The organism is Mesorhizobium sp. LNHC232B00 (genome assembly GCF_000502435.1).
Classification (GTDB): Bacteria; Pseudomonadota; Alphaproteobacteria; order Rhizobiales; family Rhizobiaceae; genus Mesorhizobium; species Mesorhizobium opportunistum.
Genome location: NZ_AYWP01000033.1, coordinates 1 through 23624, shown reverse-complemented (window position 1 = coordinate 23624; position 23624 = coordinate 1). Strand labels below are relative to the sequence as shown.

The following is a 23624-nucleotide window of genomic DNA, read 5'->3' as shown; positions in this document are numbered from 1 at the left end:
GAGGAGAAACCATGCAGTTCATCGTGATCGAGGATTTCACCGGCAGCGACCGCAAGGAGATCTACCGCCGTTTTCGCGATCGGGGCCGCCTGAAGCCGGATGAGCTTGTCGTGCACCACAGCTGGATCGCGGCGGATATGAGCCGCTGCTTCCTGCTGGTCGAAGCCGATGACGTCACACTGCTGCAGCGTTGGGTCATCGAATGGGCGGATCTGGTCGAGTTCGAGATCGTTCCCGTGGCAACCAGCAAGGATATGACGCAAGCATTGAGCGGGCACCTCTGATCGTCTCGCCGCCTGCTGTGTCAACGGAATGCCGGCGAACCCACTGCGCGCTGGCATTCACGGATCAGCCAATCGCGGAACGCCGCCACGACGTCGCGCCGGCCGCTTCTTTCCGGGATCGTCAGGCAATAGGGCTGGCGCAGCGCGATCGCCCTGGCGGCGGGCCGGACCAACCTGCCGTCCTCCAGAGCCTCGGCACAATAGACCCCTTGCGCCAGCGCCACGCCCAACCCCGAAATGGCAAGGTCGAGCGCCGCGCGTGACGAGTTGGCCGAAAGGCCGCGCTGCGCTGCCCGGTCGGGCTGGATGCCGGCCGCGTCGGACCAGTTGCCCCAGGACGGAAAAGACGCGCCGGTCGGCCCCCAGTCCGTGTGGATCAGCGGCAGCCCGGCGAGCGGTCCGCCATCTGCCTTGACCATGCTGGCGAGCTTTGGCGCGCAAACGGGATAGACCGCGTCACGGACGATGTCCTCGGTCGGGTGCTCGCGATAATGCGGGCCGTAAGACAGCCTGATATCGATCAGCTCGCGATCGAACGGCACCGGATCGTCATCGCCCCGGAGCGAAACATCGGCGGCGCCATGGCTTGCGACGAAGCCGGCCAGGCGCTGCGAAAGCCAACCCATGGCCATGGATGGCGGGACCGACACCACCAGGCGCGGGCGGAAGACGTCGCCGCCCAGTTCGCGCGCGACGCTGCCGATTTCCTGGAAGGCCATGGTTAGCCGTGGCAGCATTTCCACGCCCGCCTCGGTGAGGACGACGCGGCGGTTGACACGATGGAACAGCTTGCGGTCCATCTGTTCTTCGACCGAGCGGACGAGCTGGCTGACCGCGGCAGGCGAAACCGAAAGCTCTTCCGCCGCCGCGGCAAAGCTGCCTGTGCGCGCCGCGGCCTCGAAAGCCTGCAGTCCTTTCAGCGATGGAGATGTAACCATGATCACCGGATAGATAAGTTCACCTTATCTAAATCGCAGAAATCGTCGTTTTTGGAAAGTTTTTTCATCGGCTACAATGGATGTCATCAAATCCCAGCCAGGATCGAAGCCGATGGACCATCGCGACATCATCGCGTCATTGACCCCGGAAGAGCGCAATCGTCTGACCGCCAAGTCCGACGCCGTGGGTCTCGTTCAGCTTGGTGCCCATTGGGGCGCGATCGCGGTCATTGGAGCGCTGATTGCGGCCAAGGTGCCATTCTGGCCGCTGCTGATGCTGCCGCAAGGCATCCTGATCGTGTTCCTGTTCACGCTCCTTCATGAGACGGTTCATCGCACGGCGTTTGAGACCCAAAGGCTGAACGATGCGGTGGCGCGGGTGTGCAGCTTGGCGATCGCGCTGCCGGCCGACTGGTTCCGCTACTTCCATTTCGCCCATCACCGCTTCACACAGGATCCGGACAACGACCCGGAACTGGCGTCCCCGAAACCGGAGACGCTGCGGCAGTACCTCGTGCATGTTTCCGGCATTCCGGTGTGGTGGGGCCATTTCAAGACGCTCTACGCCAATGCCATTGGACGCGGCCAGGACAGCTATGTGCCGCCGAAAGGCCGCCCCAAGGTACGGGCCGAGGCGCGCGCCATGATTGCCATCTATGCCGTGGTCATTCTGCTCGCCGTCTATTTCCGGCTCTCCGTGCTTCTCTATGTCTGGATCGTTCCCGTTTTGCTCGGACAGCCATTCCTGCGCCTCTACTTGCTGGCCGAGCACGGCCGCTGTCCCTTCGTCGCCAACATGCTGGAGAACACCAGGACGACACTGACCAACTGGCTTGTCCGCAAGCTCGCCTGGAACATGCCCTTTCATGCCGAGCATCATGCCTATCCCGGCGTGCCGTTTCATCAGCTGCCGCGGTTTCATGCGCTGATCGAGCGGCATCTCAAGGTGGTCGAACCCGGCTATGTCAGCTTCCACGAGAAATACATTGAGACACTGCGTTGAGCGGCCTGTCTCAGCCGGTCTGGCTGCGCGGCGCACGCGACTTCAACAGGCGCTGGATGTCCGCCGCCTTCGACGGCACGCCGATCAGATAACCCTGCGCCTCCGTGCAACCATTGTCGCGCAGCATGTCGAGTTGCAGCTCGGTCTCGACGCCCTCGGCCGTGACGACGATGCCAAGCTCCGTACCGAGCCCGATGATGGTGCGAACGATCGCCGCCGTGTCGCGATTGCCGATGTCGCGGATGAACGAACGGTCGATCTTGATTTTGTCGACCGGGAACCGCCTGAGGTAGCCGAGCGAGGAATAGCCGGTGCCGAAATCATCCAGCGCGATGCGAATGCCGAGGTCACGCAATTGCCGCAGCGCCTTCAAGACGGCTTTGCTCTCGTCCATCAGCACGGTTTCAGTGATTTCCAGTTCCAGCTGCCCGGCCGGCACCCCAGAAAAAGCCAGTGCCGAGATGACGCTGCGGGCAAATCCGTCGCTTCTGAGCTGCACGGCCGAGACATTGACCGCTATACGCAGGCCTGGTGGCCAGCCGGCCGCCGCCGCGCAGGCCTTCCTCAGCGCCCACTCGCCGAGCGGCACGATCAGTCCGATGTCTTCGGCGACCGGAATGAATTGGTCCGGCGCGACAGTCCCCCGCACCGGGGAATGCCAGCGCATCAAGGCCTCGGCGCCGGTGATCTCGCCGGAGGCGATGTTCATGATGGGCTGGAAATCGAGATCGAATTCCTGACGCGGCAACGCTGTCTCGAGGTCGACTTCAAGCGCCCGGCGGGTCTGCACCATGGCGTCCATCTTGGGTTCGAAGAAGCGATAGAGGTTTCGTCCTTCGCTCTTCGCCCGATAGAGTGCCGTATCGGCGTTTTTCAACAGCGCATCGGCGTCCCTGCCGTCGTCGGGGAAAACGGCGATGCCCAGGCTGATGCCGACATGCATGTCCCGGCTCTTGTCGCGAAACGGCTTTGCGACCGCTTCGATGATGCGCTTCGCCAGTTTCTCGGCATCGGCGATGCCCTTGAAATTGAACTGCATGACAACGAACTCGTCGCCGCCGAAGCGGGCGACAATGTCTGTCTCATTGCGCAGGCAACGCTGCAGCCTCTCGGCGACGCATTTCAACAGCCAATCGCCGGCCGGGTGCCCCCAGCTGTCGTTGATCGCCTTGAAGCGGTCGAGATCGAGCGAGAAGATCGCCAACCGTGCGGCCGCCGCGTCTTCCAGGGCGAGGTCGAGCCGTTCGCGAAACATCGAGCGGTTGGGCAGCCCGGTCAGCATGTCGTGATGCGCAAGATGGGTCATACGCTCTTCGGTGCGGCGGCGCTCTGTGACGTCGTCGAAAGTCGCCACCCAGCCGCCGCCGCTCATTGGCCGGCGTGTGACCAGGATTGTCCTGCCGTCGGCAAGATGCCGATAGGCCGAATGGATTTTTCCCGCCCGCCGGCAGGCTTCCGTCTTGGCAACTTCGCTGTCGACGTCGATCTGCGTATAGATGCCGAGTTCAAGCAACCGTTCGAGCGCGTCGCGATGCGTTGTTCCAAGCGGGAAATCCGCTGCCTTGACCTTGTAAAGCTCCAGAAAACGCTCGTTGCGCACGATCATCTTGCCGTCGGCGTCGTACATCAGCAGGCCTTGCGACATGTTGGCGAGCGCGGCGTCGAAGCGGCGATGCTGCTCCTTCAGATCCTGCTCGGCGCGCCGCTGTTCGGTGATGTCCTCATAGATCGAGACCCAGCCGCCCAAGGCCAGCGGGCGGTGCGAGATGCGGATGATGCGGCCGTCCGCCAGCGCCTCCTCGTAGGTCGAGGGTTTCGCCTGGTCGATATAGGGCTTGCGGATGGCGTAGAGTTCATTGGCGCTTTGCGACGCGATGCCGATGTCGACGCTGTGCCGCAGGATGTCGATGAAACGGATGCCGGGCCGCACCACCTTGGCGTCGAGGCAGAAGATGTCGATGTAGTTGCCGTTGCAGATGATCATGCGCTCGTCGGCGTCGAACATGCAAAGGCCGTGCGACATGTTCTCGACAGCAGCCGAAAAGCGTTCGTTCTGTTCGCGCAGTTCGTCTTCCATGCGGCGTGAGCGTTCCATGCCTTCGGCCGCCCGTTCCGGGACGATCGAACCATCCTTGACGTCCACGACGGGCATGGGGCGCGCCTGCGGTGCGTGATCGAACATCACACTGTTGACGCTTCCGGTTAATTTAGCGTTTTCTACCCTATCGCGGATGCCGGGGCCTGATGCCGCGATTTTTCGATCGCCGAAAACCGCTTCAGGAAGGCATTCTGTGCCCAGGTCACCGAACGCGGTGCGAAATCGAAACGTTCGGCGGAAAAACCGCGCGGGCGGCCGAAGAACTCCGTTGCCTCGGCGGTCGAAAAGCCCGCGAGCAGCGTTGCCTCGAAATAGGCGGCGATCTGGTCGGCGCGCTTGATTTCCTTGCGCAACGCCGCCGCCAGGTCGGGAGGCAGCGAGAAGCGCAGATGGATGGCGCGCTGCAAGCGCAATTCGCAGTCCTTGTAGCTGCCGCCCATCACCGACTTGAACGGCGAGATCATGTCGCCGATGACATATTCGGGTGCATCGTGCAGCAGCGCCGCCAGCCGGTCGTCGGCCGAAGCCGTGGGCATCAGTTCGTTGAACAGCGCCTCCACCAGCAGCGAATGCTGGGCGACCGAAAAGGCATGCTCGCCGCTGGTCTGGCCGTTCCATCGGGCAACGCGGGCGAGCCCATGGGCAATGTCCGAAACCTCGATGTCGAGCGGCGATGGGTCCAGCAGGTCAAGCCGGCGGCCGGACAGCATGCGCTGCCAGGCGCGTTGCGGCGCGCCGGTGCGGTCCGCCGCCATCAGGCTTCCTCCGCGCTGACGGTTTCCTGCGGGAAACTGAATTTGGCCCAGGCGGGAATGGTGAGCGTCACCGGCACGTCGCCCGCCAGGATCGGCCGGCCGGCGTCCAGCGCCGCCTTGACCCTGTCGATGCGCGCGATGGCAAGCCCAATCGTGCCAGCACTCGAGCCGAGCGCGCCGACCGGCCGTCCCTCGACGGTCAGCTCGGTGCCCGCGGCGGGCAGGGGAAGCTCGGACTGGACAATCAACACACGCCGCCTGGCCGTGCCGCGATGCTGCATGCGCGAGACGACTTCCTGGCCGACATAGCAGCCCTTCCTGAAGCCGACGCCGCCTGTCTCGTCGAGCAGCACGTCGTGCGGGAAAGCATCGCCGAGCGCATAGTCAGCCCCGCTTTCGGCAATGCCGTGGGCGATGCGGAAGGCCTGCCATGCGGCGCCATCATCGGCTTGCGCAGCGCCGGCATAGGAGCGCGTGACGCTCTCGTCATCAAAGCGCCTGTCGGCAACCGCCGTTGAATCACTTTGTGAGGCGATTGACTCGTTTCCCCATGCAACAGAGACAAGTCCCTGTTCCGACTTGGCAATCTCGACCTTGGCGCGAAGCTTGTAGAGCATCAGCCGGCGAACGAAATCATCCGAGATATCGGCACGGCATTCGAGCCGGAAGGCGTTTTCACCAGCACGCGAGATCAGGAAGTCGAACAGGATCTTGCCTTGCGGCGTCAACAGCGCGCCCGGTCTTGCCTCGCTTTCACCCAGCGCATCGAGGTCGGTGGTGAGGATGTTCTGCAGGAAGTGCTCGGCATCCGGACCCGAGACGGAAATCAGCGCGCGGTCTTTCAGAAGGGTAAAGGGCATGGGGCGAATAAAAGCCTGATCTTGCAAAACGGTTGGCCATTACGTAAGCCGCTGGCACTCCCCCCGCAAGAGAGCATGACCATGACCTACGACCTCATCCTGACAGGCGGCACCGTGGTCAACCATGATGGCGAGGGACTTCGCGACGTCGGCGTGAAGGGCGGGCGGATCGCCGCGATAGGCGATCTCGGTCAAGCCTCGGCCGGCGAGACGATCGACTGCCGCGGCTTGCATATCCTGCCGGGCGTCGTCGACAGCCAGGTGCATTTTCGCGAGCCTGGACTGGAGCACAAGGAGGATCTGGAAACCGGCTCGCGGGCAGCGGTGCTCGGCGGCGTCACAGCCGTGTTCGAGATGCCCAACACCAATCCGTTGACCACCAGCGAGGCAACGCTTGCCGACAAGGTTCGGCGCGGCAGTGGCCGCATGCATTGCGATTTTGCGTTCTGGGTCGGCGGTACACGCGAGAACGCCAAGGATGTTGGCGAACTTGAGCGGTTGCCCGGTGCGGCGGGCATAAAGGTCTTCATGGGATCGTCAACCGGCGATCTGCTGGTCGAGGATGATGAAGGCGTCGCCTCGATCCTGCGGAATACCCGCCGCCGTGCGGCCTTTCACTCGGAGGATGAGTTCCGGCTGCGCGAGCGCCTTAGCGAACGCATCGAGGGCGACCCGTCATCGCATCCGGTCTGGCGTGACGAGATCGCCGCCTTGCGCTGCACCGAACGGCTGGTGCGCGTTGCGCGCAGCGTTCGCGCCCGCATCCATGTCCTGCACATTTCGACCGCCGAGGAGATCCTGTTCCTCGAACAGCACAAGGATGTCGCGACCTGCGAGGCGACGCCGCACCATCTGACGCTGAGCGCCGACGACTATGCGCGGCTCGGCACGCTGATCCAGATGAACCCGCCGGTGCGTGCCGCACGCCACCGCGACGGCATCTGGCATGGCATCGCGCAAGGCATCGTCGACGTGCTCGGCTCCGACCATGCGCCCCACACATTGGCCGAAAAGGCAAAAACCTATCCAGCTTCGCCCTCGGGCATGACTGGCGTACAGACGCTGGTGCCGGTCATGCTCGACCACGTCAATGCCGGCCGGCTGACCTTGCAGCGCTTCGTCGACCTGTCCAGCCACGGCCCGCAGCGCATCTTCGGCATGGCTGGAAAAGGCCGCATCGCCGCCGGCTATGACGCCGACTTCACCATCGTCGATATGAAGCGGCGCGAAACGATCACCAACGCGCAGGCCGGCTCGAAGGCGGGCTGGACACCCTATGACGGCAAGCAGGTCACCGGCTGGCCGGTCGGCACCGTCATTCGTGGACGCCGCATCATGTGGGAAGGCGAAATCGTCACGCCAAGCCAGGGCAGGCCGGTCGAGTTTTCCGAGGCGCTGCCGGCATAGGCTTGGACCGAAGGCCCGCTTAGTGGCGGCGTCATACCTGCCCAGCTGTTCCATGGCGACCGTTCCCTGGGGAGGTAAGCCCGCTCAATCTCCGGCGACGAAGAAGGTCCACTGCCCGGCGGGCGTGATGCCGACGCGGTAGAAGATGTAGGCGCCGAACTGCTTCATGTCGTCGAAATCGCCGGCGGTGACGATCTTGAACAGCTCGACCCGCTGCTTGGCGTCGAGCTTGTCGAGCGGCAGCGCGAAGAAATATGGCCAGACATAGAGTTCCTGCGGCGTCCCGGCGTCGACATGGACATAGCCGGCACTGAGCACTTCTTCCAGAATGGCCAGGATTTCCTGGCCGTCCGGGTCGCCGGAGAGCCCCTTGAGGAAGGCGATGGCGTCGCCGTCGATGTCGGCCAGCGACAGTTGGGTCATGCTGTCGCCCGTGCCGATCAACGGCCTGAGCTTTTCGATGTCGCCGGTCCTGCAAGCCTCGATAATCAGGTCGTGCATGCGCCGCACGGGCTCGGGCAGCTTGGCGAGGTCGTAGACCACCTCCGGCAGGGGCGCTTCGGGGTCGACACGCGGCCTGTTGCTGCTGCCATCCGATGGGCTGTCGGGTTCCGCCGCGTCCGGAGCAGCCGGCTGGCTGGTCGAAGGCGTTCCCACGGGATCCGGCATCGGGACCGTGCTTCCGGGCGCCGGACTGTCGCTATCCGTCGGCGGCGTCACAGGGGAGGGAAGCTCTTCGCGCTGGATCTGGCTCAACGCATGGGCAGGGCTGCTCTCAAGGCAAGCCACCAGTGTAAACGCGGCACAGCAAGCAGCGAGACGGATGTAAAGGACCAAGCCCTTCGGCTTGCCTGACATCGGAAAATTCACTGCCCGTATCTCCCTGATTCCGGGCATGATGCCCGAACGGCACTTGATGGTCAAAGAACCTGATATCGGTTCAGTGCCGCAGCCGCTCGGGTTCGAAGGCGCCAGCAATCACCTTCTCGCGCATGCGGTCGAGCAGGGCAAGGGCCGATGTCTCGCCATTGGCGCGCAACATTTCACCGAATGCGGTCTCGAGCGCCGCCTCGGCAATGATCTCGGGCTCGATGCCGGCCGAAAGGCCTTCCGCCCAAGCTTCGCTGTGGCTCTCCACCGCCGTCAGGCGCTTTTCTTCCCTGACCAGCGCGTCGATGTCGTTGACACCATGTTCCATAGCGATGTCCACCCTTTCAAGCGGCGATCCATCCGTGTGAATCAGGCTTGATCTGTTTCGTTTACACGCAGCCCCAAGTAAGTATTTGTAAATACGACATTTTTTTGATCGTGCTTTACAAAGGGACAGCTGCGCCTGGCGAAGCTGTATTCAACTCGGATCAAACTTAGCCGATTAGGTCGGCCTGCGGGGCGAAAACCTTCAGTTTGAGTTAATTCCACATTTGTGCGCTAACGTTTGATTAACGTTGTTGCAGAAGTGCAACATCAGGATTGCACCAAGACACTGGATGGCACAAGCCGGATATGTCCGCTGCCACTCTCAACTGCCCGGATATCTGTTGATGGACGCCTGGAGAGCTTCGCCGTTGTCCCCAGAGAAAACCGCGTCACACTTTTTCTGGAATTGACCTAATTGCCGTAGCGCGAGGCGATGTCGCGCGTCAGCGTCTCGCCTTCCTTCATGTAGCGGCTGATGGCTTCGGTGGCTGATGCAGTGCATTGCGTATAGGTGCCGCCGAAAGAGCGGTAGCCGCGGTTGAAGCTGGCGATGAAGCGGGCCCGCCGTTCGGCATCCGGATTTTCCGAATCGAGCAGTTTTTCCATCTCGACGCGCCACTGGTCGCCCTTCTCGCCACACAGATTACGCAGGAAATGCAGCGATCCCAAAACCTCGGCCAGCCGCATCAAGCCAGGCTCGAACGGCGCCTCCGCGCTCGATGCCGGCCGCACCGCTAGGCCCGTGCTGGCGGCAAGGCACAAAACGACGAGAAGGGAAGTGCGGCTCATACGTCTATCTGGCCAAACAATTTGTCGCCTGCAAGGCGTTTCCAGCGGGACGGTTGCGGATTTCAGCGGCTTGCAGGGGAACCGTCGGGTCGACCCAGCAGATCCTGTGCCACCGCGAACACCGAACCGGCGAGCGGCAACGCCGCCATCTCACTGAGCGTATAGAAGGCGGCCGTCTCGGCGTCGTCGCTGGCCACTGCCTCGCCGCCGGTATAGGCAGCGCCGAAGACCGTGAGGCGGTAGTCGACCGGATGGCTCTCATCCCTGCCGTCGATATGGATTTCCCGAAGCGGGCGAAAACCGGCGGCGTGCAAACCGGTTTCTTCCAGCAACTCGCGCTTCGCGGCATCCTCCAGTGTCTCGCCGGCTTCGACCTTGCCGCCCGGAAAGGCGTAGAGCCCCTGCGAAGGCGGCCTTGCGCGCTTGACCAAGAGCACGGTGTCACCACGCACCACCGCGACCGAGACTGCCGGCAGTATCTTTCGTTGTTCGTTCATGGCTCCCAACCGTTCGATCGCCGCAGCCCGCTGTGGACGGCCAGTGCCGGACAGCTTTAGCGGTTGCAGTGCGGCTGTTCCATCGCCACTTTCTTGCGGAACCATTCGGCGGAATTATTCGAGAGCCACGATCGATCATGTGCGGACGCTTTGCCTTGACCGCCACGCCGGGCCAGACCGCCGCCTTTCTGGGCTTGGCTGAGCTGGAGGAATTTCCGGCGCGCTACAACATCGCGCCGACGCAGCCAGTGCTGATGGCGCTCTCCGGGGTGCCGCGGGCGCCAGGCTCCAACCTGCCGGACCGCCAGTCGATGCTGGTGCGCTGGGGCCTCATTCCCACCTGGGTCAAGGACACCAGGGAGTTTCCGCTGCTGTTCAACGCGCGCTCGGAAGGCGCGATCGAGAAGGCCTCGTTCAAGGCGGCCATGCGCCATCGCCGCGCTCTGGTGCCGGCATCCGGCTTCTACGAGTGGCGGCAAACCGGCGGCAAGAAGGGGCAACCCTACTGGATACGGCCCCGGCATGGCGGGTTGGTGGCCTTTGCCGGCCTGATCGAAACCTATGCCGAGCCGGGCGGTTCGGAAATGGATACCGGCGCGATCCTGACCGTCAACGCCAATGCCGACATCGCCCATATCCACGACCGGATGCCGGTGGTCGTCGATCCCGGGGATTTCGCCCGCTGGCTGGATTGCCGCACGCTCGAGCCGCGTGATGTCGCCGACCTGCTGCGGCCGGCGCAGGTTGATTTCTTCGAAGCGATTCCCGTGTCCGACCTCGTCAACAAGGTCGCCAATACCGGACCGGAAATTCAGGAGAGGGGCGAGACCGGACCGGAGCCCGAGAAGGTCAGGCGCCAGAAGCCTGGTGCGCACGACGATCAGATGACGCTGTTCTAGCCAAGCCCGTCGAGGGCTTCATTTCCAAGGCGCCTGTTCGCGCCCTGATCGCCGGCGGTTGCGCCGGCTGCGCATCGCTTCAGGCGGCGCGGGGCGATACGATCTTCTGCGCCGGCTTCTTCTTCTTAGCGGTGTGAAGAAGGGCGGCGACGATCGCGGCCGGACCGATTGCGCGATAGTGGCTGGCCAGCGCCGGTTGCTTGGCGCGGTTGGCGTCTTGCTTGCTTCGAGGCATCTTTCTCTTCCCTGGTAACGTCTTCGTGTCTGCGTTTGATGGTTGATTCCGACCAAATCGTGACGCTTGGTGATCTAGCCGGCGAATGTTTCATGACTGTGCCGACATGTTTAATAAAATGTTTCACTGCCTGATTCCGCGTGATCGAGCGACGCGCTTACCCGTCTTTATGACGTTTTTCCTGGGATCAGCGACTTGACGGCAACACTGGCCAAGGCGATAAAGCCGCCCATGAAAACGTCTTTCGCCATTTGTGGCATTTGCATTATTGGCTAGCCTCGCGCTGGTCCGGACGTTTTCGCCTCATCTTCCCCTAGATTGGACAAACGCCCCGGCCAGCAGGCTGGAGCCTGATTTGCGCCTCGGCGCGGGGCCGGCTCCATCCAGACAAAAAGTTCGGAACCGGGAAGGCATGGAATGTCTGACGCATCTAAGGGCCTGCGCCTCTACAACACGCTGACGCGGACGAAGGCGGACTTCACGCCGATCGATGCGCTGAATGTGCGCATGTATGTCTGCGGCCCGACCGTCTACGATTTCGCCCATATCGGCAATGCCAGGCCGGTGATCGTTTTCGATGTGCTGTTTCGCTTGCTGCGCCATGTATACGGCGAAACGCATGTCACGTATGTGCGCAACATCACGGATGTCGACGACAAGATCAACGCGCGCGCGCTGCGCGATTTCGGCGACGAGATATCAGCCGGAAAGCTGTCGCTCAACGAAGCGATCCGGCGGGTGACCGAAAAGACCGCCGACCAGTTCCACAGCGATGTCGCCACGCTTGGCTGCCTGGAGCCGACCGTCGAACCGCGCGCCACCGAATTCGTCGAGCCCCGCGCCGACGGCAAGGCCGACATGATCAGCTTGATTCAAAGCCTGATCGAACGCGGCCATGCCTATGTCGCTGCAGGTGAAGTTCTGTTCGACACGGCGTCGATGCCTGACTACGGCCAGTTGTCGAAGCGCAATCTCGACGAGCAGCAGGCTGGTGCCCGCATCGCCGTCGACGCGCACAAGAAGAACCCTGGCGATTTCGTGCTGTGGAAACTGTCTTCGCCCGAAGAGCCGGGTTGGAAGAGCCCGTGGGGCAGGGGCAGGCCAGGCTGGCACATCGAATGCTCGGCGATGTCGGCGGCTTATCTCGGCGAAGTCTTCGACATCCATGGCGGCGGCCTCGACCTGATCTTCCCGCACCATGAGAACGAGATCGCCCAGTCGCGCTGCGCCCACGGCACCGATGTCATGGCCAATGTCTGGATGCACAACGGCTTCCTGCAGGTCGAAGGGCAGAAGATGTCGAAGAGCCTCGGCAATTTCTACTCGATCCACGAACTGCTGGAGACCGAGACCTTCGGCGGCCGCAACTGGCCGGGCGAGGTTCTGCGGCTGGCGATGCTGATGACGCACTACCGCGAGCCGATCGACTTTTCGATGCGCAAGTTGGAGGAGGCGGAGAACACGTTGCGCAAATGGAAACGCGCGGCCGATCTGGCGCCGGCGGCGGGACAATTGCCGGCTAAGGTCGTGGAAGCCCTTTCCGACGACCTGGCCACTTACGCTGCCTTCCAGCAATTGACCCAGCTTGCCGGCGAGGCCAGCGAAGTCGAAGGCCATGGCGGGAACGCCGCCGCCGCTTCGCTGAAAGCCGCACTTCTCTTCCTCGGCTTCGACATCGGCGCGGCCAGGGTCGACGAGGCCGAGGTCGCGAGATTGATCGCCAGGCGCCTGGAATTGATCGCCGCCAAGAACTGGGCCGAAGCCGACCGCATCCGCGACGACCTTTTGGCGCAAGGTGTACAGCTGAAGGACGGCAAGGATCCGGTGACCGGCGAACGTGTCACGACGTGGGAGGTGAAGCGGTGAGGGTGGCGCCAAGCGCCTTTGCAAGGTTGGCGGAGGCGCTGGCGACAGCCGATCTCCCCCCTTGCGGGGGAGATTGCCTATCATCGGCGATTTCGCCAATCTTCAGCGTAAAGGTGATTGATGGGGCACGACCTCGTTCCGTCGCGACAGCGCAAGAATGCAAAATCCATGCGGCGCGCCATGACCGATGCCGAGCTGAAGCTTTGGAACGAGTTGCGCGCCCACCGACTGATGGGAATGAGCGTTCGCCGGCAAGTGCCGATCGGCCCTTACATTGTTGATTTCGCTTGCTCGGCCTGTCGCCTCGTTGTTGAGGTCGATGGCAGCCAGCATGCAGATGCCGAACATCTGCGGCATGACGAGGCGCGAAGCGCCTATTTGAAAGCCAGCGGCTGGACCGTCCTCCGCTTCTGGAACGATGACGTCATTCGCGATATCGACAATGTTTGCCAGCACATCGTCGTCGAGGCCGGCCTGGGCAATGCCGCGATACCGGCGGGCGAACCAGCAAGGGAGGCTGTTCCATGATCGATCATCTCGGCATCACCGTTGCCGATTTCGATGTTTCGAAGGCTTTCTACGACAAGGCGATGGCGCCGCTTGGTGCGTCGTTGCTCTATATGGTGCCGCTGGAATACACCGGCGGCGCCAAGGTCGGCGGCTATGGCCGCGACCGGCCGGTGTTCTGGTTGAGTACCGGCAAGAACAAGCCGAGAGACCACCAGCACGTTGCCTTCACCGCGCGCAGCCGTGCCGAGGTCGATGCCTTCCATGCGGCGGCCCTTGTCGCCGGCGGCAAGGACAATGGCGGGCCTGGTCTGCGCCCGCACTATCATCCGAGCTACTATGGCGCCTTCGTCTTCGATCCCGACGGCAACAATGTCGAGGCGGTTTGCCATGACCCGGAGTGAGCAACGATGAGCCTCGACAACCGGCCGGTCTACACAGGCGGCTGCCAGTGCGGCGCGGTGCGCTTCCGCGTCGAGGGCGCGCTTGGCGATGCCTCGGTCTGCCACTGCCGCATGTGCCAGAAGGCGTTCGGCTCGTTCTACGCACCGTTGGTATCGGTGCGCGGCGCCAAGTTCGAGTGGACGCGCGGCGAGCCGAAATATTTCCGCTCGTCCAGCCATGTCGATCGAGGGTTTTGCGCCAATTGCGGGACGCCGCTGACCTTTACCGCGCCTGATGGTGTCGGTCTCGCCATCGGTGCGTTCGACAATCCGGCGGAGATCGTGCCGTCGATCCAGTGGGGCACCGAGGCAAAACTGCCCTATGTGGACGCCATCCCGAAACTGCCGGGCGAGGAGACGATGGCCGATATATCATCGGCTCCGTATCTCGCCGATCTCGTCTCATATCAGCACCCGGACCACGATACGGAACAGTGGCCGCCAAAGGAAAAGTCATGACCGATCAGGTTCGAACCGGCGGCTGCCAATGCGGCGCGGTGCGCTTCCGCATCAAGGGGGCGCTCGGGCGCCCGTCCATCTGCCACTGCCGGATGTGCCAGAAGCAGTTCGGCTCCTTCTTCGGCGCTTTGGTGACCGTGCCGAAGGACGGCGTCGAATGGACTCACGAGGAACCGAGCTATTTCCAGTCGTCGGTCAATATCGATCGCGGCTTCTGCGCCCGCTGCGGCACGCCGCTGACCTACCGCCAGCCAGGCGGGCTCGAGATCGCCATCGGCGCCTTCGACGACCGCTCGGATCTGGCGCCGCAGATCCAGGTCAATTACGCCGCGCGGCTGCCCTGGGTGGAGACGATCTTCGACCAGCCCATTCACCAGGATCCAGACTTCTACGCTAGGCAGGAGCAGATCATCTCCTTCCAGCATCCCGATCACGAAACGGCCAACTGGCCGCAACAGGGCCTGAAACTATGAGCTTGCGTACCCTCTATCCGGAAATCGAACCATTCGACTCAGGCATCCTCGATGTCGGCGACGGTCATCAAGTCTATTGGGAACGTTCCGGCACAAAGGGAGCCAAGCCGGCGGTGTTCCTGCATGGCGGACCCGGCGGCACCATTTCGTCGAAGCACCGGCGGCTGTTCGACCCCAAACTCTACGACGTCATCCTGTTCGACCAGCGCGGCTGCGGAAAATCGACGCCGAACGCCTCGCTGGAAGCCAACACGACCTGGCATCTGGTCGCCGATATCGAGCGCCTGCGCGAAATGGCGGGCTTCGACAAATGGCTGGTGTTCGGCGGCTCCTGGGGCTCGACGCTGGCGCTCGCCTATGCCGAGACCCACCCCGATCGCGTCAGCGAACTGGTGGTGCGCGGCATCTACACGCTGACCCGCGCCGAACTCGAATGGTACTATCAGTTCGGCGTCTCCGAGATGTTTCCCGACAAGTGGGAACGCTTTCTGGCGCCGATTCCCGAAGCCGAACGCGGCGACATGATGGCGGCCTACCGTAAAAGGCTGGTTGGCACAGACCGCATGGCGCAAATCGAGGCCGCCCGCGCCTGGAGCCTGTGGGAGGGCGAGACGATCACGCTGCTGCCGGAACCGGAGACCAGCGGGCCATTTGGCGAGGACGACTACGCCGTCGCCTTCGCCCGCATCGAGAACCACTATTTCGTCCATGCCGGCTGGCTGGAGGAGGGGCAGCTTCTGCGCGACGCGCACAAGCTCAAGGACATCCCCGGCACCATCGTCCATGGCCGCTATGACATGCCGTGTCCGGCGCGCTACGCCTGGGCGCTGCACAAGGCCTGGCCGAAGGCGGATTTCCACCTGATCGAGGGCGCCGGCCACGCCTATTCGGAGCCGGGCATCCTTGACCAACTGATCCGGGCGACCGACCGGTTTGCGGGGAAGGTATAGTCGATGCACGGCGATCCTTCACACCCCCCTCTGTCCTGCCGGACATCTCCCCCGCAAGGGGGGAGATTGGATGTCGCCTTCGCTTTCGCCAATCGTCGACGTTGCAGGACCAGCGCTGTCATCAAAGCTGCCGATCTCCCCCCTTGCGGGGGAGATGGCCGGCAGGCCAGAGGGGGGTGCTCAAGCACCTTGCCATCATGAAAAAGCAACGCCTCTATCTCTTCGACACCACACTGCGCGATGGCCAGCAGACGCCGGGCATCGACTTTTCGGTCGAGGACAAGATCGCCATCGCAAGGCTGCTCGATGAATTCGGCTTCGACTATGTCGAGGGCGGTTATCCCGGCGCCAATCCGACCGACACCGCATTCTTTCAGCAGAAACGCACGGCGAAGGCCAAATTTGTCGCCTTCGGCATGACCAAGCGGGCAGGCGTCTCGGCTTCCAACGATCCCGGCCTTGCCGCCCTTGTGCAATCGAAGTCGGACGCCATCTGCTTCGTCGCCAAGAGCTGGGATTACCATGTCCGTGTCGCGCTCGGCTGCACCAACGAGGAAAACCTCGATGCCATCAAGGCCTCGGTCGAGACGGCCGTCGCTTCGGGCAAGGAAGCGATGGTCGACTGCGAGCATTTCTTCGATGGCTTCAAGGCCAACCCGGACTATGCGCTGGCCTGCGCCAGGACGGCATACGACGCCGGCGCGCGCTGGGTGGTGTTGTGCGACACCAATGGCGGCACGCAGCCATCGGAAGTGCGCGCCATCGTCGAGAACGTGATCGCCTCCGGCATCCCCGGCGACCATCTCGGCATCCATGCCCATGACGATACCGGCCAGGCCGTGGCGAATTCCCTTGCCGCCGTCCAAGCCGGCGTGCGCCAGATCCAGGGCACGCTGAACGGCATCGGCGAGCGCTGCGGCAACGCCAATCTGGTGTCGATCGTGCCGACGCTGGCGCTGAAGCCGGCTTTCGCCGATCGCTTCGAGACCGGCGTTTCGGCGGAAGCGCTGACCGGCATCTCCAGGCTGTCACGCGCCTTCGACGAACTCCTGAACCGTGCGCCTGAGGCGCAGGCGCCCTATGTCGGCGCCTCGGCCTTCGCCACCAAGGCCGGCATCCACGCCTCGGCGCTGGCCAAGGAGCCGGCGACCTATGAGCACGTGCCGCCGGAAACGGTCGGCAACCGCCGCCGCGTCATGGTTTCCGACCAGGGCGGCAAGGCCAATTTTCTCGCCGAGCTGAAGCGGCGTGGCATCGATGTGCCCAGGGACGATCACCGGCTCGACGCGCTGATTGCCGTGGTCAAGGAGCGCGAGGCCGAAGGCTATGCCTATGAGGGCGCCGACGCCTCCTTCGAACTGCTGGCCCGCAAGATGCTGCATGGCCTGCCGGAATTCTTCAACGTCACCTCGTTTCGCTGCATGGTCGAGCGGCGCTTCGACGCCAATGGCCAGTTGAAGACGGTGTCCGAAGCGATCGTGAAAGTGCTGGTCGACGGCGAAGAGAAGATGTCGGTGGCCGAAGGGCATGGCCCAGTCAACGCGCTCGACATCGCGCTGCGCAAGGATCTGGGCAAATACCAAAGCGAGATCGTCGATCTCGAACTCGCCGATTTCAAGGTGCGTATCCTCAATGGCGGCACCGAGGCCATCACCCGGGTTCTGATCGAATCGCATGACGGCACCGGCGCGCGCTGGTGGACCGTCGGGGTTTCCGAAAACATCATCGACGCGTCCTTCCAGGCGCTGATGGATTCGATCGTCTACAAACTGATGAAGAACCGGGAGATGGCGGGCCTGGTTGCGGCCGAGTAAGTTTGAACCATCAGCGAAAGTCCATTGATCCATCACAACTTTGCGATGGTCTTGCGGAGATGACTGCGCCATAGCGTTGGCCCATGGTCACTGAAGTAATTATGCTCGACGCGGATTCGAAGGCCCGGCGCGGTTTCCTGTTGGCGCTGGGTGCTTACCTCTTGTGGGGGTTGCTGCCGTTTTACATGAAGGCAGTGGCGCATCTGCCGCTCGCCGAGGTGATCGCGCACCGCATCGTCTGGTCGGTGCCGATCGCCGCTGCGGTTCTCATCTGGGCTGGCCGCACAGCGGACTTCAAAGCGGCATTGCGCTCGCCGCGCACCATTTCCATGGCCGCGCTGACGGCGGCGCTGATCTCAGTCAACTGGGGCATCTATGTCTGGGCGATCGCCGTCGACCGCACCGTCGAGACCGCGCTTGGCTATTACATCAACCCGCTGGTCAGTGTGGTCGTCGGCGCGCTGCTGCTTGGCGAACGGCTCGACCGCTTGCAGATCGCCGCGGTTGTGCTTGCGGCGGTCGCCGTCGCGGTGCTGACGATCGAGGGCGGCAAGCTGCCCTGGGTATCGCTGGCGCTGGCGTTTTCCTTCGCCGCCTACGGCTTCTTCCGCAAGACGCTGCCGATCGGGCCAAGCCAGGGCTTTCTGCTCGAAGTGCTTTTGCTGTCGGTGCCGGCGCTTGGCTATATCGTCTACCTGATCGCGACCGGACAGGATCACATCGTGTCCAGTAACAGCACCGACACGGCGTTGCTGATCGGCTGCGGTCCGGTCACATCGGTGCCGCTGTTGCTGTTTGCCTTCGGCGCCAAGCTGTTGCGGCTCTCCACCATCGGCATCATGCAGTATATCGCGCCGACCATGGTGTTCCTGATCGCCGTGCTGATCTTCGATGAGCCGTTCGGCACCATCCAGGCGCTCGCCTTCGCGCTGATCTGGACGGCACTGGCGATCTATTCCTGGTCGATGCTGACATCGGCACGCAAGGCCTCCGCCCGATAGGGATTTCGATGTACCAGCTGCACATTGCCAACAAGAACTATTCCTCGTGGTCGCTACGGCCATGGATCTTGATGCGAGCGCTGGACATTCCATTCGAGGAGCGGCTGATGCCGTTTCCGACCGGATCGAGCTGGAGCCTTTACCGATCGTTCTCGCCGAACGGGCGGGTGCCTTGCCTGACCGACGATGGCTGGGCGGTCTGGGATTCGCTTGCCATTGTCGAATATCTGGCCGAGCGGCATCACGGTGTCTGGCCTGTCGAGGCCAAAGCGCGTGCCTGGGCGCGTTCGGCCGCCGCCGAAATGCATTCGAGTTTCACAGCTTTGCGCGGCGCATGCCCGATGAGCTGCGGCGTGCGCGTCGAACCGTTTCCAATGTCCGACGCGTTGAAGCAGGATCTCTTCCGCCTCGGCGACCTCTGGAACGATGGCCTTGCCCGTTTCGGAGGGCCGTTTCTCGCCGGCGCGCATTTCACCGCCGCCGATGCCTTCTTTGCCCCGGTGGCGTTCCGGGCCCAATCCTACGGGCTCTCTTTCGAGGGCGCGGCTTCCGCCTATCCGGCGCAATTGCTGGCCCTGCCGGCGATGCGCGAATGGTACGCTGCGGGCCTGGCCGAGACCTGGCGCGAGCCCGACCACGAAGCGGAAGTCCGCGCGGCCGGCACCATCATCGAGGATCTTCGCGCCTTGGGGTGAAACCGCGGGCTGCCGTTACAATCCCCGGCCAAGCCTCCTGACGAACAGATAGGTGGCCGCCGCGATAACCAATGACACCGCCGTCACCACCCAGAAGCCTATTGGTGTATCGACGAGCGGCAGCCCGCCGACATTCATGCCGAACAGGCCGGAGATGATGGTCATCGGCAGCAGCACCGCCGTCATGACGGAGAGAACATAAAGCAACTGGTTCGACTGCATGGTCAGCTTGGCCATCAGCTCGTCCTGCAGCAGCCTGGTGCGCGCCTGCAACTGCTCGCCGTCATTGTAGAGCGTGAAGGCGCGGTGCGAGAGCCTGGCCGCCATGTCGTTGATCAGGTCGGGCAATTCGTCGCGATGCGAATGGTCGAGATGCCGGAACAGGTTGGTCAGCGTCGCCATCTGCCGATGGATCACCACCAACTGCCGGCGCGCCTCGACCAGCGCCTGGCGCTCATTGTGCCATGCGTCGCGCACCACGCGGTCCTCGATGCCGTCGAGCGTGTCGGCGAGCTTGCCGAGTTCTGCCGCCATGCCGTCGAGTGACTGGCCCATCACCGCCTCGATCAGCTCCGCCGGCGAGCGGAATTTCCGCGATCCGTTCTCCACCGCCTTGCGCACCGCGTCGACCGACTCCAGCGGCTGCTTGCGGGCGCCGATCAGCATCGTGTCGTTGAAGGCAAAGCGGAAATGGACGAGCCCGCGCGCCTCCGAAAAATCGTGCCTGAGATCAGGCAAATCGCCAAAGAGCCAGTTGTCCTCGTAGTCGATATGGCAGCCATGGCTGGGCGCGAGGAAGGCATCGCGCGCCGGCGCCGGCAACGCCTTTTCGGCGCCGATCTCCTGGCGGGCGTGCAAGTCGGTGATCTGATAGCTGCGCCAGGTCCACTGCGCTTGCGCAGGATCCTTGGTGCGCAGGCCACTGGCGGTGAAATGATAGATGAAGAACAGCCCGTGCTCGTCGGGCAGATAGGGCGACAGGTCGGTGCCTTCGGGGAGGGCGACATCCATTGGGCGCAGTGCCAGATACGAGTTGCAAGGCGGCGCCGCGCAGCGGCACCTGACCGGGATTTCTAGCACGCACGAACCCGCTTCCGTGTGACGGTTTCTTGACAGCCGATCACAGAGTGTCGGGCAGGCGGCAATGCGGTGACGGCGCCTTTCACCGCCACCGCATTGCAATTGCGACGGTTCAGCGCTTTGGCCCAAACCCGGGATAGGGGTTGAGCGGTACCATCGCCGCGACGTCCATCATGCCGGCTTTGACCAATGGCAGAGTGGCGAGATGGCCACGCACTTCGGCGTCGTCGGTCGCCTCGAACATCATGCCGCTGCCGGGAATATCGCCGCGATTCCAGACCTGGCGCACCGCGCCTTCGGCGTAGAGCGTGCGCCGCTGCTCGGCCTCGCCGGGCAGAAGCGGTGCGAAGTCGGCGTCGCTGAACTTGGCGGTGTTGCGGGTGAGAAGGGCAAAGAACTGCATGTCGGTCTCCTTGGTTGGGATGGCCGAGTATCTCTTTTCGATGGTCAGACTGTCCAAGACTGACTAGGCTAAAGTTGAGACCCGTGAGGAATTAGAGCTTCGAAGAAAAATGTTCGACCTGCGCCAGATCAGATACTTCGTCACCGTTGCGGAAACCGGCAACGTCGGCCGCGCCGCCGAAATCCTGCATATTTCACAATCGCCGCTCAGCCGGCAGATCATGCAGCTCGAGGCGCAACTGGGCGTCGCTCTGTTCGAACGCGCGAAGCAGCGCGTCCACCTCAATGCCGAGGGCCGCGCTTTCCTCACCGAGGCCCGCGCGCTGCTCGCCGATGCGCGGCGCGTGGAGGAGTTCGGCCGCAACCTTGCCAGCGGCGCGGTCGGCCGTCTCGCCATCGGCTATGTCGAGGGCGCGGTGCATGCCGGGCTGGTCGCCGACATGCTCAGGCAGTTCCGCCGCGAGCGGCCGGATTTCCATCTTCAACTCAGGAGCCGGCGCACGGCCGCGCAGTTCGATGACCTGCGGCAGCGTGTGCTCGATCTCGGCTTCGTCTACGCTCCGGCCCCAGCCGACGATCCGGACATCGACAGCATGCTGGTGCGGCGCGAGCCGCTGGTGCTGGCTATCCCCGAGGATGATCCGCTTGTCGCGCTAGCCGACATCGGGCCGCGGCATCTCGACGGCCGCACCTGGATCACCGTGGTGCGCCAGCCCGACGACACCAATCGCGGCCAGTTCCTCGCCGCCTGTGCAAAGGCCGGCTTTCTGCCCGACATCGCCTATGAAACAGCCGATCCGCTGACCTCGCTCGGCCTGGTCAGCGCCGGCCTCGGCATGGCGACGGTTCAGTCCAGCCTGCGTGCCGCCGCACCGCCGCGGGTGGTGTTTCGCGATTTGCCATGGTTCGAACGCACGGTGTCGCTCCATCTGGCCTGGCGCCGGCATGACCGGCGGGCGGTGATTGGGGATTTGCGGAAGGCAGTAGGCAGTAGGCAGTAGGGCAGTAGGGCAGTAGGGCAGGCGTCGATGCGCCTTGATTTCCCCTACTGCCTTATTCCCTTATTCCCCTACATCTTATCGATCACCGACTGCACACCCTCGGTCGGGGCGTCGACGGAGGAGCCTGCCACCATGATGGCGGCGACGATGGCCTCGGGGTCGTTGACGACCAGCGGCTTGACCCTTTGCGCGGTGTGAATGAAGCCTTCCGCCGCCATATGATCAAGCAACGTCAGCATCGGATCCCAGAAGCCACCGACATTGCCGAAGACGATCGGCTTGCGATGATGGCCGAGTTGCGCCCAGGTCATGACCTCGACGATCTCCTCGACAGTACCGATACCGCCCGGCAGCGCCACAAAGGCGTCGGATTTCTCGAACATCTTATGTTTGCGCTCGTGCATATTGTCGGTGATTACCAGCTCGTCGAGGCGGTCAAGCGCGGTTTCGGTCGCTTCCCTGTTGATCAGGAAGCGCGGAATGATGCCCGTTACCTTGCCGCCGGCCTTGAGCGCGCCGTCGGCGACGGCGCCCATGATACCCTTGGTGCCGCCGCCATAAATCAGCCTGAGGCCGGAGCGTGCAAGCGAGCGCCCGAGCAGGTGACCGGCCTTGACATAGGTTTCATCACGGCCCGGAGACGAGCCGCAATAGACGCAGACGGATCGAATCGTGTTCATGCCGACGATTGGTGATTGGGTCTGAAAGCGGGGTCAAGCCCCAAGGGTAATAAGGCCGGGCTTTTTCTTGTCGGCCCCTTTTTCTTGTCGGCCCCTTTTTCTTGTCGGCTTTGGGAAAACACGCTAGACCGGCATTAGGTGGCTAAGGGGTAGGGAAATATGGCAATTAATCCACTGAAGGCGTTCCTGTTCGCGGCGGGTGGGACCGTCGCGGCTGCGGGAACCGCCTATGTATCGGGTGCACTCGACCCGTATCTTCATCCAACGCCACCGGCGCAGGTAGCGGCCTTGACGCCGCCCGAGGCGAAGCCGGCGGATCCCGGCACGGAAGGGCGGTTGCCAGCACCGGCGGTGCCGGCCGCTCCCGCCGCGGCACCACAGGCGACGGCTCCGGCAGCGGATGCAATGGCAGCGCCCGCGGCGGCAGGTCCGATCGCGCCGACATTCGACGTCGTGCGCGTCGAGGGCAACGGCTCGATCGTGGTTGCCGGCAATGCGGCGCCCAATTCGAAGGTCGAGATCCTGAACGGCACCACAGTGCTTGGTTCGACGGTGGCGGGTCCCGATGGAGCCTTTGTCATCGTGCTCGACGATCCGCTGAAGCCGGGCGACTATACGATTGCCATGCGTTCGACGGTCGGTACCGTGGTGACCGCCTCGGTGCAGACCGCCGTCGTTTCGGTTCCCAAGGATGCCGCCGGCCAGGTGCTGGCGATGGTCGAGGAGCCGGGCAAGCCGGCCGAACTGCTGACAGTCCCGGCGCCCGAAACCAAACCGGCCGCACCGGCCACTGGCGACCAGGCTGCCGCGCCGGCTGCACCAGCGCCGGCTCCGGCCGCTGAAGCGCCGGCGGCTGTTGCTCCGGCGCCGGCAACATCGCCCGCCGCAGCCGCGGCTGAGCCCAAGATTGTTGTTGAAGCGGTCGAGATCGATGGCAGCAAGATCTTTGTCGCCGGCCTTGCCGATCCGGGCCGCAAGGTGCGCGCCTACGCCAATGACATTTTGCTCGGCGACGCCCAGACATCGCGCGACGGTCATTTCCTCGTCGAAGCGACCCGCGACATTCCGGTCGGCAGCTACACCATCCATGTCGATGGCCTTGATGCCGATGGCGTGAAGGTGGTCACCCGCGCCGCTGTTCCGTTCGAACGCGAGCCGGGTGACACGGTTGCCGCCGTGGCGCCCGCCCAGACCAAGCCAGCAGCGACGAAGCCAGCAGAGACCAAGCCTGCCGCCCCGGCCTCTGCAGCCGAAGCGCCAGCCGTTGCGGCCGCTCCGGCTGAGTCGGCAC

The 23624-nt window shown here is 63.4% G+C and carries 27 protein-coding genes; 15 read left to right on the top strand and 12 right to left on the bottom strand.

From position 1 onward, the window contains the following. The first annotated feature begins 11 nt into the window (after positions 1-11). Entirely contained in the window at positions 12-284 is a 273-nt protein-coding gene (locus tag X743_RS142640) for a DUF3303 family protein (protein ID WP_023768467.1), read from the top strand. Positions 285-304: 20 nt separating this feature from the next. Here the strand turns inward: X743_RS142640 and X743_RS142645 are convergent, their stop codons facing one another. Further along, the gene (locus X743_RS142645; protein WP_031258521.1) at positions 305-1222 is read right to left on the bottom strand and encodes a LysR substrate-binding domain-containing protein; all 918 of its coding nucleotides are present in this window, start codon (positions 1220-1222) and stop codon (positions 305-307) included. Between the two features lie 112 nt (positions 1223-1334). Here X743_RS142645 and X743_RS142650 point away from each other — a divergent pair, with 112 nt between their 5' ends. Further along, entirely contained in the window at positions 1335-2225 is an 891-nt protein-coding gene (locus X743_RS142650; protein WP_031258520.1) for a fatty acid desaturase family protein, read from the top strand. Between the two features lie 10 nt (positions 2226-2235). Here X743_RS142650 and X743_RS142655 read toward each other — a convergent pair whose 3' ends face one another. The 3 genes from X743_RS142655 to X743_RS142665 form a co-directional block, all read right to left on the bottom strand. Continuing rightward, complete coding sequence (locus X743_RS142655; RefSeq protein WP_031258518.1) at positions 2236-4377, bottom strand: EAL domain-containing protein; 2142 nt, start codon at positions 4375-4377, stop codon at positions 2236-2238. Positions 4378-4442: 65 nt separating this feature from the next. Then, on the bottom strand, positions 4443-5078 hold the full coding sequence (locus X743_RS142660; RefSeq protein WP_023768463.1) for an HD family hydrolase: 636 nt from the start codon (positions 5076-5078) through the stop codon (positions 4443-4445). Continuing rightward, positions 5078-5938 carry a folate-binding protein YgfZ gene (locus X743_RS142665; RefSeq protein WP_023768462.1) on the bottom strand — a complete coding sequence of 287 codons (861 nt, stop codon included), beginning with the start codon at positions 5936-5938 and terminating at the stop codon, positions 5078-5080. The genes X743_RS142660 and X743_RS142665 overlap by 1 nt, the downstream gene beginning before the upstream one ends. 75 nt (positions 5939-6013) lie before the next feature. Here X743_RS142665 and X743_RS142670 point away from each other — a divergent pair, with 75 nt between their 5' ends. Further along, positions 6014-7345: a dihydroorotase gene (locus X743_RS142670; RefSeq protein ID WP_023768461.1), complete on the top strand. Its 1332-nt coding sequence runs from the start codon at positions 6014-6016 to the stop codon at positions 7343-7345. Positions 7346-7429: 84 nt separating this feature from the next. On the opposite strand, the gene X743_RS142675 is transcribed toward X743_RS142670, so the two are convergent. From X743_RS142675 to X743_RS142690, 4 genes are all read right to left on the bottom strand, one after another. Then, the gene (locus tag X743_RS142675; protein WP_031258516.1) at positions 7430-8215 is read right to left on the bottom strand and encodes a hypothetical protein; all 786 of its coding nucleotides are present in this window, start codon (positions 8213-8215) and stop codon (positions 7430-7432) included. A gap of 70 nt (positions 8216-8285) precedes the next feature. Next, entirely contained in the window at positions 8286-8543 is a 258-nt protein-coding gene (locus X743_RS142680; protein ID WP_008874920.1) for a hypothetical protein, read from the bottom strand. Between the two features lie 410 nt (positions 8544-8953). Continuing rightward, positions 8954-9331, bottom strand: coding sequence for a TIGR02301 family protein (locus X743_RS142685; RefSeq protein WP_023768459.1), 378 nt, complete (start codon positions 9329-9331; stop codon positions 8954-8956). A gap of 62 nt (positions 9332-9393) precedes the next feature. Next, complete coding sequence (locus X743_RS142690; protein WP_023768458.1) at positions 9394-9828, bottom strand: NUDIX hydrolase; 435 nt, start codon at positions 9826-9828, stop codon at positions 9394-9396. 137 nt (positions 9829-9965) lie between these two features. Between X743_RS142690 and X743_RS142695 the strand changes: the two genes are divergently transcribed. After that, positions 9966-10727, top strand: coding sequence for an SOS response-associated peptidase (locus X743_RS142695; protein WP_023768457.1), 762 nt, complete (start codon positions 9966-9968; stop codon positions 10725-10727). Positions 10728-10806: 79 nt separating this feature from the next. On the opposite strand, the gene X743_RS1000000171300 is transcribed toward X743_RS142695, so the two are convergent. After that, positions 10807-10962 carry a hypothetical protein gene (locus tag X743_RS1000000171300; protein WP_013896350.1) on the bottom strand — a complete coding sequence of 52 codons (156 nt, stop codon included), beginning with the start codon at positions 10960-10962 and terminating at the stop codon, positions 10807-10809. A gap of 417 nt (positions 10963-11379) precedes the next feature. Here X743_RS1000000171300 and cysS point away from each other — a divergent pair, with 417 nt between their 5' ends. From cysS to X743_RS142740, 9 genes are all read left to right on the top strand, one after another. Beyond that, positions 11380-12828: a cysteine--tRNA ligase gene (cysS, locus tag X743_RS142700; protein ID WP_023768456.1), complete on the top strand. Its 1449-nt coding sequence runs from the start codon at positions 11380-11382 to the stop codon at positions 12826-12828. A gap of 120 nt (positions 12829-12948) precedes the next feature. Then, positions 12949-13356: a DUF559 domain-containing protein gene (locus X743_RS142705; RefSeq protein WP_023768455.1), complete on the top strand. Its 408-nt coding sequence runs from the start codon at positions 12949-12951 to the stop codon at positions 13354-13356. Continuing rightward, complete coding sequence (locus X743_RS142710; protein ID WP_023768454.1) at positions 13353-13739, top strand: VOC family protein; 387 nt, start codon at positions 13353-13355, stop codon at positions 13737-13739. Before X743_RS142705 ends, X743_RS142710 begins: the two co-directional genes overlap by 4 nt. Before the next feature lie 6 nt (positions 13740-13745). Then, positions 13746-14237, top strand: a complete 492-nt coding sequence (locus X743_RS142715) for a GFA family protein (protein ID WP_023768453.1) — start codon at positions 13746-13748, stop codon at positions 14235-14237. Further along, entirely contained in the window at positions 14234-14710 is a 477-nt protein-coding gene (locus X743_RS142720) for a GFA family protein (protein WP_023777851.1), read from the top strand. Before X743_RS142715 ends, X743_RS142720 begins: the two co-directional genes overlap by 4 nt. Further along, positions 14707-15660, top strand: a complete 954-nt coding sequence (pip, locus tag X743_RS142725) for a prolyl aminopeptidase (RefSeq protein WP_031258514.1) — start codon at positions 14707-14709, stop codon at positions 15658-15660. The genes X743_RS142720 and pip overlap by 4 nt, the downstream gene beginning before the upstream one ends. A gap of 197 nt (positions 15661-15857) precedes the next feature. Beyond that, positions 15858-17474 carry a citramalate synthase gene (gene cimA / locus X743_RS142730; RefSeq protein WP_031258513.1) on the top strand — a complete coding sequence of 539 codons (1617 nt, stop codon included), beginning with the start codon at positions 15858-15860 and terminating at the stop codon, positions 17472-17474. Positions 17475-17557: 83 nt separating this feature from the next. Then, the gene (rarD, locus tag X743_RS142735; RefSeq protein ID WP_031258512.1) at positions 17558-18475 is read left to right on the top strand and encodes an EamA family transporter RarD; all 918 of its coding nucleotides are present in this window, start codon (positions 17558-17560) and stop codon (positions 18473-18475) included. An 8-nt stretch (positions 18476-18483) separates the two neighbouring features. Continuing rightward, positions 18484-19170, top strand: coding sequence for a glutathione S-transferase family protein (locus tag X743_RS142740; RefSeq protein WP_023768448.1), 687 nt, complete (start codon positions 18484-18486; stop codon positions 19168-19170). Between the two features lie 15 nt (positions 19171-19185). Here X743_RS142740 and X743_RS142745 read toward each other — a convergent pair whose 3' ends face one another. After that, complete coding sequence (locus X743_RS142745; RefSeq protein WP_023768447.1) at positions 19186-20181, bottom strand: transporter; 996 nt, start codon at positions 20179-20181, stop codon at positions 19186-19188. Positions 20182-20362: 181 nt separating this feature from the next. Then, positions 20363-20653: a muconolactone Delta-isomerase family protein gene (locus tag X743_RS142750; protein WP_031258511.1), complete on the bottom strand. Its 291-nt coding sequence runs from the start codon at positions 20651-20653 to the stop codon at positions 20363-20365. Positions 20654-20762: 109 nt separating this feature from the next. Here X743_RS142750 and X743_RS142755 point away from each other — a divergent pair, with 109 nt between their 5' ends. After that, positions 20763-21653, top strand: a complete 891-nt coding sequence (locus tag X743_RS142755) for a LysR substrate-binding domain-containing protein (RefSeq protein ID WP_023768445.1) — start codon at positions 20763-20765, stop codon at positions 21651-21653. A 68-nt stretch (positions 21654-21721) separates the two neighbouring features. On the opposite strand, the gene X743_RS142760 is transcribed toward X743_RS142755, so the two are convergent. After that, on the bottom strand, positions 21722-22333 hold the full coding sequence (locus X743_RS142760) for a TIGR00730 family Rossman fold protein (protein WP_023768444.1): 612 nt from the start codon (positions 22331-22333) through the stop codon (positions 21722-21724). Positions 22334-22492: 159 nt separating this feature from the next. Here X743_RS142760 and X743_RS142765 point away from each other — a divergent pair. Then, positions 22493-23624, top strand: a 1132-nt coding sequence (locus X743_RS142765) for a LysM peptidoglycan-binding domain-containing protein (protein WP_023768443.1), incomplete at its 3' end; no start/stop codon positions are given.

What these genes read in the sequence shown, in the direction of transcription:
- X743_RS142655 (WP_031258518.1), bottom strand. Translation starts at nt 4,377, where the DNA reads ATGCCCGTCGTGGACGTCAAGGATGGTTCGATCGTCCCGGAACGGGCG.
- X743_RS142640 (WP_023768467.1), top strand. Translation starts at nt 12, where the DNA reads ATGCAGTTCATCGTGATCGAGGATTTCACCGGCAGCGACCGCAAGGAG.
- X743_RS142750 (WP_031258511.1), bottom strand. Translation starts at nt 20,653, where the DNA reads ATGCAGTTCTTTGCCCTTCTCACCCGCAACACCGCCAAGTTCAGCGAC.
- X743_RS142665 (WP_023768462.1), bottom strand. Translation starts at nt 5,938, where the DNA reads ATGCCCTTTACCCTTCTGAAAGACCGCGCGCTGATTTCCGTCTCGGGT.
- X743_RS142710 (WP_023768454.1), top strand. Translation starts at nt 13,353, where the DNA reads ATGATCGATCATCTCGGCATCACCGTTGCCGATTTCGATGTTTCGAAG.
- X743_RS142690 (WP_023768458.1), bottom strand. Translation starts at nt 9,828, where the DNA reads ATGAACGAACAACGAAAGATACTGCCGGCAGTCTCGGTCGCGGTGGTG.
- X743_RS142720 (WP_023777851.1), top strand. Translation starts at nt 14,234, where the DNA reads ATGACCGATCAGGTTCGAACCGGCGGCTGCCAATGCGGCGCGGTGCGC.
- X743_RS142695 (WP_023768457.1), top strand. Translation starts at nt 9,966, where the DNA reads ATGTGCGGACGCTTTGCCTTGACCGCCACGCCGGGCCAGACCGCCGCC.
- X743_RS142685 (WP_023768459.1), bottom strand. Translation starts at nt 9,331, where the DNA reads ATGAGCCGCACTTCCCTTCTCGTCGTTTTGTGCCTTGCCGCCAGCACG.
- cimA (WP_031258513.1), top strand. Translation starts at nt 15,858, where the DNA reads ATGAAAAAGCAACGCCTCTATCTCTTCGACACCACACTGCGCGATGGC.
- X743_RS142650 (WP_031258520.1), top strand. Translation starts at nt 1,335, where the DNA reads ATGGACCATCGCGACATCATCGCGTCATTGACCCCGGAAGAGCGCAAT.
- X743_RS1000000171300 (WP_013896350.1), bottom strand. Translation starts at nt 10,962, where the DNA reads ATGCCTCGAAGCAAGCAAGACGCCAACCGCGCCAAGCAACCGGCGCTG.
- X743_RS142755 (WP_023768445.1), top strand. Translation starts at nt 20,763, where the DNA reads ATGTTCGACCTGCGCCAGATCAGATACTTCGTCACCGTTGCGGAAACC.
- X743_RS142705 (WP_023768455.1), top strand. Translation starts at nt 12,949, where the DNA reads ATGGGGCACGACCTCGTTCCGTCGCGACAGCGCAAGAATGCAAAATCC.
- X743_RS142680 (WP_008874920.1), bottom strand. Translation starts at nt 8,543, where the DNA reads ATGGAACATGGTGTCAACGACATCGACGCGCTGGTCAGGGAAGAAAAG.
- X743_RS142745 (WP_023768447.1), bottom strand. Translation starts at nt 20,181, where the DNA reads ATGGATGTCGCCCTCCCCGAAGGCACCGACCTGTCGCCCTATCTGCCC.
- X743_RS142645 (WP_031258521.1), bottom strand. Translation starts at nt 1,222, where the DNA reads ATGGTTACATCTCCATCGCTGAAAGGACTGCAGGCTTTCGAGGCCGCG.
- pip (WP_031258514.1), top strand. Translation starts at nt 14,707, where the DNA reads ATGAGCTTGCGTACCCTCTATCCGGAAATCGAACCATTCGACTCAGGC.
- X743_RS142660 (WP_023768463.1), bottom strand. Translation starts at nt 5,078, where the DNA reads ATGGCGGCGGACCGCACCGGCGCGCCGCAACGCGCCTGGCAGCGCATG.
- X743_RS142715 (WP_023768453.1), top strand. Translation starts at nt 13,746, where the DNA reads ATGAGCCTCGACAACCGGCCGGTCTACACAGGCGGCTGCCAGTGCGGC.
- X743_RS142670 (WP_023768461.1), top strand. Translation starts at nt 6,014, where the DNA reads ATGACCATGACCTACGACCTCATCCTGACAGGCGGCACCGTGGTCAAC.
- rarD (WP_031258512.1), top strand. Translation starts at nt 17,558, where the DNA reads ATGGTCACTGAAGTAATTATGCTCGACGCGGATTCGAAGGCCCGGCGC.
- X743_RS142760 (WP_023768444.1), bottom strand. Translation starts at nt 22,333, where the DNA reads ATGAACACGATTCGATCCGTCTGCGTCTATTGCGGCTCGTCTCCGGGC.
- X743_RS142740 (WP_023768448.1), top strand. Translation starts at nt 18,484, where the DNA reads ATGTACCAGCTGCACATTGCCAACAAGAACTATTCCTCGTGGTCGCTA.
- cysS (WP_023768456.1), top strand. Translation starts at nt 11,380, where the DNA reads ATGTCTGACGCATCTAAGGGCCTGCGCCTCTACAACACGCTGACGCGG.